Annotated in this window: 15 protein-coding genes; 3 read left to right on the top strand and 12 right to left on the bottom strand. The window is 64.0% G+C overall.

What is annotated here, in order from left to right; translation table 11 throughout:
* Nucleotides 1–158 precede the first annotated feature (158 nt).
* The 9 genes from msrQ to mrcB form a co-directional block, all read right to left on the bottom strand.
* Nucleotides 159–767: a protein-methionine-sulfoxide reductase heme-binding subunit MsrQ gene (gene msrQ / locus DMX06_RS05000; protein ID WP_110735162.1), complete on the bottom strand. Its 609-nt coding sequence runs from the start codon at nucleotides 765–767 to the stop codon at nucleotides 159–161.
* Complete coding sequence (msrP, locus tag DMX06_RS04995; protein WP_110735160.1) at nucleotides 767–1,780, bottom strand: protein-methionine-sulfoxide reductase catalytic subunit MsrP; 1,014 nt, start codon at nucleotides 1,778–1,780, stop codon at nucleotides 767–769. Before msrP ends, msrQ begins: the two co-directional genes overlap by 1 nt.
* 77 nt (nucleotides 1,781–1,857) lie before the next feature.
* On the bottom strand, nucleotides 1,858–2,709 hold the full coding sequence (gene pssA / locus DMX06_RS04990) for a CDP-diacylglycerol--serine O-phosphatidyltransferase (protein WP_028691215.1): 852 nt from the start codon (nucleotides 2,707–2,709) through the stop codon (nucleotides 1,858–1,860).
* A 151-nt stretch (nucleotides 2,710–2,860) separates the two neighbouring features.
* Complete coding sequence (gene ilvC / locus DMX06_RS04985) at nucleotides 2,861–3,877, bottom strand: ketol-acid reductoisomerase (RefSeq protein ID WP_027917653.1); 1,017 nt, start codon at nucleotides 3,875–3,877, stop codon at nucleotides 2,861–2,863.
* Between the two features lie 53 nt (nucleotides 3,878–3,930).
* Nucleotides 3,931–4,422: an acetolactate synthase small subunit gene (ilvN, locus tag DMX06_RS04980; protein WP_003250040.1), complete on the bottom strand. Its 492-nt coding sequence runs from the start codon at nucleotides 4,420–4,422 to the stop codon at nucleotides 3,931–3,933.
* 1 nt (nucleotide 4,423) lies between these two features.
* Nucleotides 4,424–6,148, bottom strand: a complete 1,725-nt coding sequence (locus DMX06_RS04975) for an acetolactate synthase 3 large subunit (RefSeq protein WP_110735190.1) — start codon at nucleotides 6,146–6,148, stop codon at nucleotides 4,424–4,426.
* Nucleotides 6,149–6,555: 407 nt separating this feature from the next.
* Nucleotides 6,556–6,888 (bottom strand): YqcC family protein, encoded by a 333-nt coding sequence (locus tag DMX06_RS04970; protein ID WP_110735157.1) that lies wholly within the window; start codon nucleotides 6,886–6,888, stop codon nucleotides 6,556–6,558.
* On the bottom strand, nucleotides 6,885–7,664 hold the full coding sequence (locus tag DMX06_RS04965; RefSeq protein ID WP_050706955.1) for a tetratricopeptide repeat protein: 780 nt from the start codon (nucleotides 7,662–7,664) through the stop codon (nucleotides 6,885–6,887). Before DMX06_RS04965 ends, DMX06_RS04970 begins: the two co-directional genes overlap by 4 nt.
* Before the next feature lie 26 nt (nucleotides 7,665–7,690).
* A complete protein-coding gene (mrcB, locus tag DMX06_RS04960; RefSeq protein ID WP_110735154.1) occupies nucleotides 7,691–10,012 on the bottom strand; it encodes a penicillin-binding protein 1B in 2,322 nt (773 codons plus the stop codon).
* A 116-nt stretch (nucleotides 10,013–10,128) separates the two neighbouring features.
* Between mrcB and DMX06_RS04955 the strand changes: the two genes are divergently transcribed.
* The 3 genes from DMX06_RS04955 to DMX06_RS04945 all read left to right on the top strand — a co-directional run bounded on the left by DMX06_RS04955 (nucleotide 10,129) and on the right by DMX06_RS04945 (nucleotide 12,699).
* Nucleotides 10,129–11,691, top strand: coding sequence for a bifunctional aminoglycoside phosphotransferase/ATP-binding protein (locus DMX06_RS04955; RefSeq protein ID WP_110735152.1), 1,563 nt, complete (start codon nucleotides 10,129–10,131; stop codon nucleotides 11,689–11,691).
* 100 nt (nucleotides 11,692–11,791) lie between these two features.
* The gene (locus DMX06_RS04950; RefSeq protein ID WP_110735150.1) at nucleotides 11,792–12,145 is read left to right on the top strand and encodes a pentapeptide repeat-containing protein; all 354 of its coding nucleotides are present in this window, start codon (nucleotides 11,792–11,794) and stop codon (nucleotides 12,143–12,145) included.
* A gap of 275 nt (nucleotides 12,146–12,420) precedes the next feature.
* Entirely contained in the window at nucleotides 12,421–12,699 is a 279-nt protein-coding gene (locus DMX06_RS04945) for a TfoX/Sxy family protein (protein WP_028691223.1), read from the top strand.
* A gap of 171 nt (nucleotides 12,700–12,870) precedes the next feature.
* Here the strand turns inward: DMX06_RS04945 and DMX06_RS04940 are convergent, their stop codons facing one another.
* From DMX06_RS04940 to DMX06_RS04930, 3 genes are read right to left on the bottom strand one after another with little or no spacing between them, the layout of a single operon-like run.
* Nucleotides 12,871–13,764, bottom strand: coding sequence for a ChaN family lipoprotein (locus DMX06_RS04940; RefSeq protein WP_110735149.1), 894 nt, complete (start codon nucleotides 13,762–13,764; stop codon nucleotides 12,871–12,873).
* 12 nt (nucleotides 13,765–13,776) lie between these two features.
* Complete coding sequence (locus DMX06_RS04935; RefSeq protein WP_110735147.1) at nucleotides 13,777–14,544, bottom strand: heme ABC transporter ATP-binding protein; 768 nt, start codon at nucleotides 14,542–14,544, stop codon at nucleotides 13,777–13,779.
* Nucleotides 14,544–15,527 (bottom strand): FecCD family ABC transporter permease, encoded by a 984-nt coding sequence (locus tag DMX06_RS04930; protein ID WP_181427780.1) that lies wholly within the window; start codon nucleotides 15,525–15,527, stop codon nucleotides 14,544–14,546. The genes DMX06_RS04935 and DMX06_RS04930 overlap by 1 nt, the downstream gene beginning before the upstream one ends.

Raw genomic sequence — 15,527 nt, 5'->3', positions numbered from 1 at the left:
TTTTCACCGCTGCCGATCAGATGATCGAAGCACCTCCGCAACCCTCTACAACAATCAACTCATTGATACTCAAGGAGTTTTTCGTTCCGATGTCGCTGGAAGTGGGGCGCATTATAAGGGGATCTGAAAGCCCGTCAACCTTTTATTGCAGAAAGATTTCAGACCGCCCTCCCCCGCCCGACCAATCGAGGAACACGCCGCCATACCGGGGGAATGCGCAGCACCAGCAGGAACACCCCGATAGCGGCATACACCGCCCACTCTTTAAGGTCTGAGCGCACGATCCACAGGAAGTGCAACAGTCCAAGCCCGAGAATCACATAGACCAGCCGGTGCAACTTCTTCCATCGCGCGCCAAGACGCCGCTGGCTATACCGGTTGGAAGTGACCGCCAGCGCCAGCAAACCAAGAAAGCCCAGCGCGCCGACAATGATATAGGGCCGCTTGCGCAGCTCGACACCAAACTGCCCCCAGTCCAGCCCCAGGATAAACACCATGTACGCCGTCATGTGCAGCACTATATAAGCAAAGCACCACAGCCCCAGCTGACGCCGCACCACGATCCACCCCGACCACCCCGTAATCCGCTGCAGCGGCGTCATGCCAAGAGTGACCAAGAGAAAGACCAACGCCCCCAGGCCAAGACGGTCCACCATGATCTTCCCCGGGTCCGGCCCAAGCAGCCCCATGGCCGCCTCATACAGCCACCACAGTGGGAACAGGCACCCGGTCACGAAGATCGCCAGGCGCAGCCAGGGATAACGCATCAGTAGTTCTTCCGCAGGTCGAGGCCGGTATAGAGCGACGCCACTTCATCGGCATAGCCGTTGAACATCAGCGTATCGCGCACATTGGGACTGAACAGCCCGCTGGGCAGGCGACGCTCCCGCGCCTGGGTCCAACGTGGGTGGTCGACCGTCGGGTTGACGTTGGCATAGAAGCCGTACTCGTCCGGCGCCAGCCCCTGCCAGGTAGTCGCAGGCTGCTCCGCCACCAGGCTGATGCGCACGATCGACTTGATGCTCTTGAATCCGTACTTCCATGGCACCACCAGGCGCAGCGGCGCGCCATTCTGGTTGGGCAGCTCACGGCCATACATGCCCACCGCCAGAATTGCCAGCGGGTTCATCGCCTCGTCCAGGCGCAGGCCCTCCACATACGGCCAGTCGATCAGGGCGAAGCCGGACCGCTGACCGGGCATGCTCTTGGGGTCTTGCAGGGTTTCGAAACGGATATAGCGCGCTTTCGAGGTCGGCTCGACCTGCTTGAGCACCTGCGCCAAGGGGAAGCCAAGCCAGGGGATCACCATCGACCAGGCTTCCACGCAGCGCAGGCGGTAGATCCGCTCCTCGAGCTGGTAAGGCTTGATGAAGTCCTCCAGCGCATAGCGCCCGGGCTTGGCCACCTCGCCATCGACCACCAGGCTCCACGGCTCGGTCTTCAGGCTGCCGGCATTGGCCGCCGGATCGCCCTTGTCGGGTCCGAACTCGTAGAAGTTGTTGTAGTGGGTGGCGTCCTTGAACGGCGTGATCGCCTCGCCGCTGACGGTGACCGCCTGCCAATGGGTACTGGCCAGCTTGTCGTTGAACCAGCCGGGCGCGGCACCGGCGGCGACGTCGGCATAGCGGGACATCTCGGCAGCCGCGCCAAACCGCGGCAACGCGCCCAGGGCCGCGCCCGCCAGGCCTGCGCCCAGCAACGTACGACGAGAGAAGTAAATGTGTTCGGGGGTGATCTCCGATGCTTTGCAATCGGACGGTCGGGGAAGCTTGATGAGCATGGCGGCTCCACAGTACGGGTCACTGATGTACACGTAAGACTATGGAGCCGGCAGGTTATTCCGCGATTAAATCCTTGTCAGGATTTACGACGGCGCGCCCGCAACAGGAACTGGATCGGCCCCGACGCGGCATAGGCGAGGAAGATCAACAGCAGGATGCGCGGCGGGTCGCTGAACACCACGGCGAACACCAGCACCACGGCGAGGATCGCGACAAAGGGTACGCGCCCCTTGAGGTCGAGCTCCTTGAAGCTGTTGTACTTGATGTTGCTGACCATCAGCATGCCAGCGGCGGCTACCAGCAGCGCCACCAGGAACGACAGCTTGGAGCCCTGGATGCCGTAGTCGCTGAACGCCCAGACGGTACCGGCCACCACGCCGGCCGCCGCCGGGCTGGCCAGGCCGATGAAGTAGCGCTTGTCGGCGGTGCCGACCTGGGTGTTGAAACGAGCCAGACGCAGCGCGGCGCCGGCCACATAGATGAAGGCGACCATCCAGCCGACCTTGCCCATGTCGCCCAGGGCCCAGCCGAACGCCAGCAACGCCGGCGCCACGCCAAAGGCGACCATGTCCGACAGCGAGTCGTACTCGGCACCGAAGGCGCTTTGCGTATTGGTCATGCGCGCCACGCGGCCGTCGAGGCCGTCGAGGACCATGGCGACGAAGATGGCGATGGCGGCGAAGGCGAAATACTTGCTCGCCTCCCGTGGATCACCCGCGCTCAGGGCGCTCTGCGCGCTCATCGAGCTGATGATGGAATAGAAGCCGGCGAACAGGTTCGCGGTGGTGAACAGGTTAGGCAGCAGATAGATACCGCGGTGACGCACTTTGCGCCCTTCGGCGTCGTGACCTTCTTCAACGTGCTCATCGACAGGTAGCAGGCTTTCGGCGTCGGAGGGCTTGTTCGGCTCTTCGGGACGTTCGCTCATGAAAAGTACCTTGCAACAGGGTGGAATATGTTCGACATGGGCTCGGCAAAACCGTTCTAACAGCGAGCCACTGGTCGCTTTATACCAGAAGCTGACCGCGCAAACGAAAAAACGCGGCCGAAGCCGCGTTTTTCATTTATCGACGCAAGACTCAGTTCTTGGTCTTGTCGACGATCTTGTTGGCCGAGATCCACGGCATCATCGAACGCAGTTGCTCGCCGATGATTTCGATGCCGTGGGCGGCGTTGTTGCGGCGCTTGGCGGTCATCGAAGGATAGTTGGTGGCGCCTTCGCTGATGAACATCTTCGCGTATTCGCCGTCCTGGATGCGCTTCAGAGCGTTGCGCATGGCCTTACGGGATTCTTCGTTGATGACTTCAGGGCCGGTGACGTACTCACCGTACTCGGCGTTGTTGGAGATCGAGTAGTTCATGTTGGCGATACCGCCTTCGTACATGAGGTCGACGATCAGCTTCAGCTCGTGCAGGCACTCGAAGTAGGCCATTTCCGGGGCGTAGCCCGCTTCGACCAGGGTTTCGAAACCGGCCTTGACCAGCTCGACGGTACCGCCGCACAGAACGGCCTGCTCACCGAACAGGTCGGTTTCGGTCTCGTCCTTGAAGGTGGTCTCGATGATGCCGGTACGGCCGCCACCGACGCCAGCGGCGTAGGACAGGGCGACGTTCTTGGCGTTACCCGAGGCGTCCTGGTAGATGGCGATCAGATCAGGGATACCACCGCCCTTGACGAACTCGGAACGCACGGTGTGGCCCGGGGCCTTCGGCGCGATCATGATCACGTCGAGGTCGGCACGCGGAACGACCTGGTTGTAGTGGATCGAGAAGCCGTGGGAGAAGGCCAGGGTGGCGCCCTTCTTGATGTTCGGCTCGATCTCGTTCTTGTACAGCTGGCCCTGGAATTCGTCCGGGGTGAGGATCATGACCAGGTCGGCAGCGGCGACGGCGGTAGCCACGTCAGCCACTTTCAGGCCGTGGGCTTCTGCCTTGGCAACGGTAGCCGAACCTTTACGCAGACCGACGGTAACGTCCACACCGGAGTCCTTCAGGTTGCACGCCTGGGCGTGACCTTGCGAACCGTAACCGATGATGGCGACTTTCTTGCCCTGGATGATGGAAAGGTCGCAGTCTTTATCGTAGAAAACTTTCATGAAATACCCCTGTTATATCTCGGCCCCAGCGGAGCCATCGCTAGTTTTTGAAGTTAGATGCTGAGCACTTTGTCGCCACGGGCAATGCCGGTGACGCCACTGCGCACGGTTTCGAGAATCGATGCGGTGCCGATGGCCTGGATGAAGCTATCCAGCTTGTCGCTGGTGCCGCTCAGCTGCACGGTGTACACGCTGGCGGTCACATCGACGATCTGGCCACGGAAGATATCCGTGGTGCGCTTGATCTCAGCGCGCTGGGCACCGGTGGCCTTGACCTTGACCAGCATCAGTTCGCGCTCGATGTGGGCGCTTTCCGACAGGTCGACAAGCTTGACCACTTCGACCAGCTTGTTCAGGTTCTTGGTGATCTGCTCGATCACCTCGTCATGGCCAACGGTGGTCAGCGTCAGACGCGACAGGGTCGGGTCTTCGGTCGGCGCCACGGTCAGGCTTTCAATGTTGTAGTTGCGCTGGGAGAACAGGCCGACCACGCGAGACAAGGCACCGGGTTCGTTTTCCAGCAGCAGGGAAATGATATGCCGCATATCAGGTACGCTCCGTCTTGCTCAGCCACATGTCACGCATCGAGCCATCCTTGATCTGCATCGGATAGACGTGCTCGGTACGGTCGATCGCGATGTCGATGAAGACCAGGCGGTCCTTCATGGCAAACGCTTCTTCCAGCTTCGGCTTGAGGTCCTTCAGGCTGGTGATGCGGATACCCACATGGCCATAGGCCTCGGCCAGCTTGACGAAGTCAGGCAGCGACTCGACATAGGAATGCGAGTGGCGACCGTTGTAAGCCATGTCCTGCCACTGGCGGACCATGCCCAACACACCGTTGTTCATGTTGACGATCTTCACCGGCAGGCCGTACTGCATGCAGGTGGACAGCTCCTGGATGTTCATCTGGATGCTGCCTTCACCGGTCACGCAGGCCACGTCCTGGTCGGGGAAGTTGAGCTTGATGCCCATGGCCGCCGGGAAACCGAAGCCCATGGTGCCCAGGCCACCGGAGTTGATCCAGCGGTTGGGTTTGTTGAAGCGGTAGTACTGCGCCGCGAACATCTGGTGCTGGCCCACGTCGGAGGTGACGAAGGCATCGCCCTTGGTCACTTCGCACAGGGTCTCGATCACCTGCTGCGGCTTGATGACGTTGCCGTCGCCCTTGTCGTAAGGGAACAGTTCACCGTCGCCACGCCATTCGTCGATCTGCTTCCACCAGGCATCCAGCGCCGCCTTGTCGGGCTGCTCGCCGATTTCCTTGAGGATGGTGAGCATCTCGCTCAACACGCTCTCGACCGGGCCGACGATCGGCACGTCGGCCTTGATCATCTTGGAGATCGACGCAGGGTCGATGTCGATGTGGATGATCTTGGCGTTCGGGCAGAACTTGGCCGGGCCATTGACCACGCGGTCGTCGAACCGCGCACCGACGGCGAAGATCACGTCGGCGTGGTGCATGGCCATGTTGGCGGTGTAGCTGCCGTGCATGCCGAGCATGCCGAGGAACTGGCGATCGGTGCCGGGGAAGCCACCGAGGCCCATCAGGGTGTTGGTGACAGGCAGGTTAAGCGACCTGGCGATTTCGGTGAGGGCTTCGGAGCCGCCGCCGAGGATCACGCCGCCGCCGGAGTAGACGATCGGGCGCTTGGCCGCCAGGAGCATCTCGGCCGCCTTGCGGATCTGGCCGGAGTGGCCACGAACAGCCGGGCTATACGAACGCAGCTTGACCTTTTTCGGGTAGATGTACTCGAACTTCTCGGCCGGGTTGGTCATATCTTTTGGAATGTCGACCACGACCGGGCCGGGGCGGCCGGACTGCGCAAGATAGAAGGCTTTTTTCAGGACTTCCGGGATTTCCGAGGCGTGCTTGATCATGAAGCTGTGCTTCACGATCGGCCGGGAGATACCGATCATGTCGGTTTCCTGGAACGCGTCGGTGCCGACCATGGTGCTGGGCACCTGGCCAGACAGGATGACCATCGGAATGGAATCCATGTAGGCGGTGGCAATGCCGGTGATGGCATTGGTCGCGCCCGGGCCGGAAGTCACCAGTACCACGCCGGCCTTGCCGGTGGCACGGGCGTAACCGTCCGCCATATGGGTGGCAGCCTGCTCGTGGCGAACCAGGATGTGCTGGACTTCCGGTTCCTTGAACAGGGCATCGTAAACATGAAGGAGAGCACCACCAGGGTACCCGTAGATGTGCTTAACGCCTTCGTCACGCAAGAAGCGGACGACCATCTCAGCGCCAGATAAAAGCTCCACGTTGTTCACCTCTAAAACGCCAGAATACCGCCCTCACTGAGCGGGTCTTAATAGGTTTACTGCCAAGCAGAGCATGAGCGAACGTCAGCACTGACTGAGCAAGTATTGGGAGTGCCCTGGTGTGTTGCGGGCCTTCCCACCCAGCGCGAGGTAACGCGTTGCGGGGTGTTACAAGTCGGCGCGGGTGTGCGCCTCATGATCTGCTTAGCGGGTCTGCTTCTGGCAGTCCCTCTACAGCGGAATCTGGATTCTTGTGATTCGGCGCGCACAAGTCAAGAAAAATTATTGCCAATTTTTCCGCAAGATGAATCGCTGCAACCACTAAAAAGGTGCTCAGCAGCAGATTTAAGAAGATTTCCATAAAAAAGGGCCACAATCTGCGGCCCTTGATGGAAAAAGAGAAGAAATCAGGCGGAGGGGCTGATCAATTGGTCGAACTCTGCCAACAGGCGCCGTAGCTCGCGGCTTTGTTCCGGACGGTCGACAAACACCGTCTCGGCCATGACCAGGATGCCCGAGGCATTGGGCAGCGGGTGGCCGTGCTCGAGAATGAGCTTCATCCGCGGCAGGAAGATCCACTGCAGCCACTGTTCGAAGGCCATGCTGTCGACGGCGAACGGCACCACGCTGGCCAGCGCCTCGGCGCTGGGCGCGGCATCGTTCCACCAGCCCTGGACCTTGAGCTCGCGCTCGATCAGCAGCAGGTGGTCGGCGATATCGAGGATGCGCTGTTCCATCACAGGTTGACCCGCGCCTTTTGCCGCGCCAGTGCCGCACCGGCGCTGTCACCCTGCTTCTCGCGGGCCTGGGCGATGGTGTTCCACAGCTGGGCCTGCAGGTCGGGGCGACCGTTGGCGTAGGTCAAGGCACGGCGCGCCAGTTGCTCGGACTGCGCGGCGTCGCCCTGCGACAGGCGCACCTGGGCCAGGCGGAACAGTACCTGCGGCTCACGCGGGGCGATGCGCTGGGCACGCTCCAGGCTCGACGCGGCGCCGTTGAAGTCGCCACTGCCCTGCTGCTGCTGGGCGGTGGTCAGCAGCGCCAGCACCGGGCCGTCGAGCTGTTCGTCGGCGGACAGGCCGCCGCCGGAGACGTTGCCCCGCGGAATCCCGGTGGGCGCGCTGGTGACCGGCGCCGGATTGCTCATCGAGGCGATGTCGAAGGGCTCGTCGGCGATCGGGTTGGGGTTGGTACTGATCGGGCCGCTGCTGACCGGACCCGGGGTGATCGGCCCAGTGCTGATCGGTGCCGGGCCGGTACCTGCCGGGAACGACTGGATCGGCGCGCCGCCGGTCCCTTGCGGGATCATCACGGTGACGCCGGAGTCTTCCGGCAACGACCGGGCCTGGCTGCTGCCGCCGCTGGTCGGATAGGCCGACGTGCGGTTGGCCGAGACGCGCTCGCTGTTGGAGACCCGGGTGCTCGAATCGACCACCGGAATGTTGCCACGCGGGACGCTGGCACAGCCGTGCAGCACGGTCACTGCCGCCACGGCAGGAATCCACCACTTGTTCACTTCACACCCTCTTCAGAAGCTCGCGCTCAATTCATCCAGCCCTTGACCCAGTCCATCACCTCTTCGGCCGGGCTCTGTTCGCCGCCACAGGCGGCGCCAGCGGGTGGTTCACTGCCACGAATATACGGCATCTGCACCGCTCCCGGACAGCTGCCGTCGGACCCCTGGCCGCTGTACGGATCGATCCAGGCCTGCACCACGTTGTCCGGCTGCGGCATGTCCAGCGGCAGCGGGTCGGCCTTCTTCATGAAGCTGGTCCACACCTGCAGCGCGCCGGTGGCACCGGTGAACGGCGTCTTGCCGTTGTCGTCGCGGCCCAGCCAGACCACCGCCAGCAGGTCCTGGCTGAAGCCGGAGAACCAGCTGTCGCGCGAGTCGTTGCTGGTGCCGGTCTTGCCCGCCAGGGTCAGCGAACTTGGCAGCACGCTGTACACCGAACGACCGGTGCCTTCGCGCATTACCCGCTGCATGGCGTTCTGCACCAGGTAGATCGACCCCGGATCGAAGGTCTGCTGGATCTGGAACGGGTAGCGCTTGAGCGGCTCGCCTTCGGCGGTGAGCACGCTGCGGATACCGCGCATCGGCGTGTTGAAGCCACCGTTGGCGATGGTCTGGTACATGGTTGCCACCTGCATCGGCGACATGCCGCCGGCGCCCAGGAGCATTGACGGGAATGCCGGCCAGTCGACCTGCACGCCGAGCCGACCGATGGTCTTGATCACGTTGGGCACGCCCACTTCCAGGCCGAGCTTGGCGGTCGACAGGTTGTAGGAGTTGGCCAGGCCCTGGTACAGGTAGATGGTGCCGTGGGGGCGGCGGTCGTAGTTCTGCGGACGCCACACCTGGCCGTCGGCACCCTTGACCGAGAACGGCTCGTCCTGCACCCAGCTGGTCAGGGTGAACTTGCTCGGTTGCTCCAGCGCGGTCAGGTAGACCGCCGGCTTGACCAGCGAGCCGATCGGCCGCACGGCGTCGATGGCGCGGTTGAAGCCGGCGAAGCCCGACTGGCGGCTGCCGATCAGTGCCTGCACTTCACCGGTCTCGGGGTTGGTGACGACCATCGCCGATTCCACTTCGTCGGCGCCCTTGCGTCCGGCCAGGCGCTTGAAGGTCTCGCTCATGGCGGTCTCGGCCTTCATCTGCAGGATCGGGTCGAAACTGGTGAAGATGCGCAGGCCTTCTTCGGTCAGGTCTTCGTCGCGGTAGTCCTGGCGCAGCTGGCGCTTGACCAGGTCGAGGAAAGCCGGGAACGAGCTGTCGGCCAAGCTGCCGCGCTTGGTCACGCCCAGCGGCATCTTCTTCGCCGCGTCGACCACCTCCTGGGTGGCCACGCCCTGCTCGGCGAGCAGGTCGAGCACCAGGTTGCGCCGTTGCAGGGCGCGCTCAGGGTGGCGACGAGGGTTGTAGTAGGACGGGCCCTTGACCATGCCCACCAGCAAGGCGATCTGGTGCAGCTTGAGCTCCTGCAGCGGCTGGCTGAAGAAGAACTGGCTGGCCAGACCAAAGCCGTGCACGGCGCGCTGTCCGTCCTGGCCGATGAACACTTCGTTCAGGTAGGCCTCGAGGATCTCGCGCTTGTCATAGTGCACTTCCAGGAGCAGCGACATCATCGCTTCGGTCAGCTTGCGGCTGAGGCTGCGCTCGTTGGTGAGGAAGAAGTTCTTCACCAGCTGTTGGGTCAGGGTACTGCCGCCCTGGCGCATGGCCCCCGAAGAGGTGTTGACCCAGACGGCCCGGGCGATGGACTTGGGCGACACGCCGAAGTGGCTGTAGAAGTCGCGGTCTTCGGTGGCGATCAGGGTTTCCACCAGGTACGGCGGCACCTGGTCGATCTTGATCAGGATGCGGTCTTCGAGGTTCTTCGGGTAGATGCCGCCGATCATCAGCGGCTCGAGGCGCACCACGTCGAGCTTGCCGCCATTGGCGCCGCTGAGGCCCGCGACATAGTCGCCGGAGAAGCGCACGCGCACGAACTGCGCCGGTTCCATGCCCTCGTAGAACTGGAAGCCACGGGTGTTGAGGTCGACGTTGTTGCCGTTGACCGACGCGGCGCCCGGGCCATTGGCCACGCCTTCGCGGCGATAGCCCAGGGCATCGAGTTCGGTAAGGAAGTCGTTCTTGCTCAGCTTCTGGCCGACGAACAGCTCCAGCGGCCGGGCATACACCTTGGCCGGGATGGTCCAGCGCTTGCCGGAGAACTTCTCCTGGACGGTGGCATCGAGGTAGACCGCGAAGCCGGCGATCAGCACCAGGCCGACCAGGCTGAGCTTGAGAGCCCAGCCCAGCCAGGCGCGGGCGCGGCCGGTCGGGCGTTTTTTAGGGGTGCGGGAATTTCGGGTACGTGTCATGGCGGCGGATTATACGCACTTTGGAAAAGGGGGGCAGACGCCTACGGCGGTTTGCAGGGACGGCACCATTGACCATAATGTCCGATTCGAATTCCCTGACCCCTGAAGGATGATCCGTGAGCCAAGCCCTGATCAGCGCGCTGCAGAACCCCGCCCTCTATCCGCACCCTGTCGCGGGCTTCCAGCTCATCGAGACGCACATCTCCTGGGTTCTACTCACCGGCGAGTACGCCTACAAGATCAAGAAGCCGATGAACTTCGGTTTCCTCGACTTCACCGGCCTCGACCAGCGCGGGCATTTTTGTAACGAAGAGCTGCGGCTGAACCAGCGCCTGACCGAAGGCCTGTACCTGGAGGTGCTGCCGATCACCGGTAGCGTCGAGGCCCCGCAGATCGGCGGCGAAGGCCCGGCGATCGAGTACGCGCTGAAGATGCGCCAGTTCCCCCAGGACCAGATGCTCAGCAACCTGCAGGCCAACGGCGAGCTGAACGCCGGTCACATAGACCAGATGGCCCGGCAGATCGCCGAGTTCCACCTGCAGGCGCCGAAAGTGCCGGTCGAACACCCGCTGGGTACCCCGGATGCGGTCATGGCGCCGGTGGAGCAGAACTTCGAGCAGATCCGCCCGTTCCTGACCGACAAGGCCGACCTGCAACAACTGGACAACCTGCAGGCCTGGGCCCAGGACAGCTTCAAGCGCCTGCATGGCCTGCTCGAGGCGCGCAAGGCCAATGGTTTCATTCGTGAATGCCACGGCGACATCCACCTGGGCAACGCCACCCTGATCGACGGCAAGGTGGTGATCTTCGACTGCATCGAGTTCAACGAGCCGTTCCGCCTGACCGACGTCTACGCCGACGTCGGCTTCCTGGCCATGGACCTCGAGGACCGAGGCCTGAAATGCCTGTCGCGACGCTTCATCAGCCAGTACCTGGAGCTGACCGGTGACTACGAAGGTCTGGAGCTGCTGAACTTCTACAAGGCCTACCGCGCCCTGGTGCGGGCCAAGGTCGCACTGTTCAGCCTGTCGCCCGACGCCGACGGCGTGCAGCGCGCCACCACCCTGCGCACCTACCGCAACTACGCCAACCTGGCCGAAAGCTACAGCGCCATTCCTTCACGACTGCTGGCCATCACCCAGGGCGTCTCGGCCGTGGGCAAGAGCCACGTGGCGATGCGCCTGGTCGAGGCTTTGGGCGCGGTGCGCGTGCGTTCGGACGTGGAGCGCAAGCGCCTGTTCGGCAAGCAGTCGGCAGCCGACGCCGGCAAGCTCAAGGCCGGCATCTACGACAAGGAAGCCAGCATCGCCACCTACCAGCGCCTGCATGAGTTGGCGGCAACCATTCTGCACGCCGGTTTCCCGGTGGTGCTCGACGCCACCTACCTCAAGCATGACCAGCGCAAGGCGGCGGCGGACGTCGCCAGCGAGACCGGCGTACCGTTCCTGATTCTCGACTGCCAGGCCCCCGACGCGGTGATCGCCAGCTGGCTGGCCCAGCGCCAGGCCGAAGCCATCGACCCTTCGGACGCCACCCTGGAAGTGATCCAGGCGCAGCAAGCCAGCCGCGACCCGCTGGATGCCGAGGAGCAGAAGCACAGCAAGCGCGTGAACACCCAGGAAAGCGCCAGCATGGACCAACTGATCGAACAGATCCGCCAGCACCTGCCCGGCCTTTGACCCGCAAGGCGTGAAGCAGTCGACAGTTCACGCCTGAAGTCCGGCGCCCCTCCAGTGATGTCATTACAATATCATCACACCCCACGGAGGAGGCGCCGCCATGAATCAGCCCCGTCAGCTGGACAACGTCCTGTACACGATGATCCGCGACGAGAAGATCGCGGCGTTCAACCGCGAAAAACCCAGCGATTCGACTATCGACTTTCGTGGCGGTGATTTCCGCGGCCTGGACCTGCGCGACCTGGATGTACGCGGCATCGACTTCACCGATGCGTACTTTCGCGCCGCCGACCTGCGCGGGCTCGACCTGCGCGAAAACGGCCTTGAGGGCGCCAGCCTCGCCCATGCGCAGATCTCCGGGACCTACTTCCCGGCCGAGCTGAGCGCCGACGAGATCCTGATGTCGGTGAAGTTTGGGACGCGGATGCGTTATCGAAGCCAGCGCCAAGGGTAGGCTTTGGCCTGCACAAGGCTGTGGACAAGAACGCTGTGGGAACGGACACACGTGGGAGCGGGCTTGCCCCGCGATAGCGTCGGTCCCCGCAATCGCCATCGCGGGGCAAGCCCGCTCCCACGCAGCCGCTCCCACAGGGCTCCATCCAGCGAATGTACTGCATCCCGTCGGCCCCGATGGCAAAAGGCCGCGTTATTCGCAACCCCCGCTACACTCCTCATTGACCTGCTCGCGATTTATCCCCACGACCCGTTCAGCCATCGCAAGGAGGCTCGATGAACGATGAATTGCAGCATCTGAAAAACCTTGGCAAGACCTCCGCGCAATGGCTGCACGCCGTCGGTATCCACAGTGCTTCGGACCTGCGCCGGCTCGGCGCGGTGGGTGCCTATCAAGCCGTGAGAACGCGAGGATTCCGGGCTTCGAAGGTGTTGTTATACGCCATCGAGGGGGCCCTGCTGGACATGCACTGGAACGACCTGCCGGCCGAACGCAAGCAAGCGCTGAACCAGCAGCTCGACGCGAAATGCCCGGCACAGAAAAACGAAAAATAATTCGTAAAAGGCATTGACGCCGAAATGAGAATCGTTATGATTATCACAACTGGTCGCGAGACCGGTTGGGTAACCTGAATGCTCCCTGGTTCGGACGCTCAGATTATCTCCTCATCAGGCTAATCACGGTTATTGACCCGGCACTTTGCCGGGTCTTTTTTTGCCCGCGATTCAGTGCGCCTTGCGCAGTTGGGCGCAGTAGTCCTGCTCCGGCGTCGCCGGGGTGTACCAGACATAGTCGGCCATGCCCGGCTCGACCGTCTCCCCCACCTCCATCAGCAACAGCACTTTGCCCTCGGCCTTGGCGTCGAGGTCGGCCAGATGCAGGGGCACGCCCAGATCCTTGCGCGCATGGTAGCTGCCGGTGAACAGCAGCGCCGGTTGCGGCGCGGCCAGCAGCCGCTCGGCGATGCGTCGGTCGCGCTGCTGCTGCACCGCCAGCATCGCCGGCAGCTGGCTTTCCGGCAGCAGGTTGCAGTGGCCGGCGCGCACCTGTTCCAGCAGCGCCTGCACCACGGCCGGCGCATTGGAGCGCTCGCCCGGGGGTGTCACTGGCTGGCGATAGGCCTGGCGGACTTCCTCCGGCGACAGGTTCGCGGCCAGCAGCGAGTAAGGTTGGCCCAGGGCCTCGCGGACGATCGGCCCGTACAACGCCCAGTCCCAGCCGGATTGCCAGTCGAGGGCCTTGGGCAGGTCGGCTGCCGGCGACGCCTCGCCCTTCTGCGCATCGACCAGGGCCTGCTGCCGCGGCTCGAGCATTTCCAGCAGCAGGCTGCCCTGCGGCCGGCGGCTCTCCAGGGCGCGCAGCAACCAGAGCTGCAAGTGGTGGTGATCAGGGTTGTCGTGCTTTTCACCCACCAGTACCCGTGGCGCATCGGCCAGGCGCTGGACCAACTGCCCGGGGCTCAGTGCCTGGCCACTGGACAACTCGATGATCTGCCCCAAGTGGACGTTGTCGCGACCCTCGGTACCCTGCCAGGTAGGCACGGGTGGCAGGCTCGCCTGGCAACCTCCCAGCGCCAGCGCCAGGCAGATGGACAGGCCGGACAGCAGGGGATGGCGCATGGGGAAAGCCTCTTAGCGAGTGATGATCAGCGGATGGCCGCGCTCCGGGTGCGGCTGGACCAGGACATCGATACCAAATACGGCCCGCAGCGCCGCCGGTGTCAGCACCTGCTGCGGGGTGTCCAGGGCATGGCAGCGGCCCTGCTCCAGCAACAGGATATGGTCACAGTAGCGCGCCGCCAGGTTCAGGTCATGCAGGATCACCAGCACCGCCGCGCCGCGGTCGGCGAAGCTGCGCACCGCCTGCAGCGTGGTGTGCTGGTGCAGCGGGTCGAGCGCGGAGGTGGGCTCGTCGAGCAGCAGCGTGGTACCCGGCTCGCCAGGCCACAGCTGGGCCAGCACCCGTGCCAGGTGCACGCGCTGGCGTTCGCCGCCGGACAGCGCCAGGTAGCTGCGCTCGACCAGATGCCCCGCATCCGCCGCCGCCAGCGCCGCCTCGACGATCTCCTGGTCACGCTGACGGCCGCTGGCGTGGGGCAGCCGCCCCAGGCCGACCACCTCCTCGACACTGAACGCAAAGCCCAGGCTGGACACCTGCGGCAACACTGCGAGCCGGCGTGCCCTTTCCTGACCCGACCAGCCCTCCAGGCTGCGGCCATCGAGCTGCACCTGTCCGGCGCTGGGCGCCAGTTCGCCACACAGGGCGCCGAGCAGGCTGCTTTTGCCAGCGCCGTTGGGCCCGAGCACGCCGAGAATCTGCCCGGGCCGCAGCGTCAGGTTGATGTCGTGCAGCACCAGGCTGCCACCGCGCTTGAGGGACAGCCCTTGGACGTCGAGCATCAGCTACGTACCTTCACCAGCAGGAACAGGAAGAATGGCGCCCCGATGAAGGCGGTGACGATGCCGATCGGCAATTCCGCCGGGGCCAGGGCCAGGCGCGCAATCAGGTCGGCGAAAAGCAGCAGGGTACCGCCCGCCAGCAGCGACGCTGGCAGCAGCACCCGATGATCGGGCCCCGCCACCAGGCGCACCAGGTGCGGCACCACCAGGCCGATGAAACCGATCAGGCCGGCGGCGGCAACCGCCGCCCCCACGCCCAGCGCCGTGCAGAACACCAGTTCGCGCTTGAGCGCTTCGACCTCGATGCCCAGGTGACGGGCCTCCGACTCGCCCAACAGCAGCGCGTTGAGCGCCTGTGCCCGGCGCGGCAGCCACAGGGCCACAGCCGCCGAAACCAACAGCAAGGGCCATAGCCGCTCGTAGCTGGCACCGTTGAGGCTGCCCAGGTTCCAGAACGTCAGGGTGCGCAGCGTGGCATCGTCGGCCAGGTAGGTGAACAGGCCCACCGCCGAGCCGCCCAGCGCGGTCATGGCGATACCGGCCAGGAGCATGGTCGCCACATTGGTCTGCCCGTCACGCCGCCCCAGGCGGTAGACCATCGCCGTCACGCCCAGCCCACCGACGAAGGCGCAGAGCGACAGCAGGTAAGGCGCGAACCAGTCGGCAATGCCCCCCAGCCAACTGCCGCCGACGATCGCCACCGCCGCGCCCAGGGCAGCGCCACTGGCGACGCCGACCAGGCCCGGATCGGCCAGCGGGTTGCGGAACAACCCCTGCATCGCCACGCCGGACAACGCCAGCACGGCACCGACCGCCAACCCCAGCAAGGTGCGCGGCAGGCGGATCTGGCCGAGGATCATCTCGGCCTGTTCCAGGCCCTCGCCGGATACCGGCAAGCCGATCAGGCGCAAACCGGCGCGCAGGGTGTCGAGCAACGGCAGGCTGACCGGCCCCAGCGCCAGCGACAGCCAGATCGCAAGCAG

This window comes from Pseudomonas mosselii, assembly GCF_003205295.1.
GTDB classification, from domain to species: domain Bacteria; phylum Pseudomonadota; class Gammaproteobacteria; order Pseudomonadales; family Pseudomonadaceae; genus Aquipseudomonas; species Aquipseudomonas mosselii_B.
The sequence above is the reverse complement of the archived record's forward strand: the minus strand, read 5'-3'. Positions and strand labels throughout refer to the sequence as shown.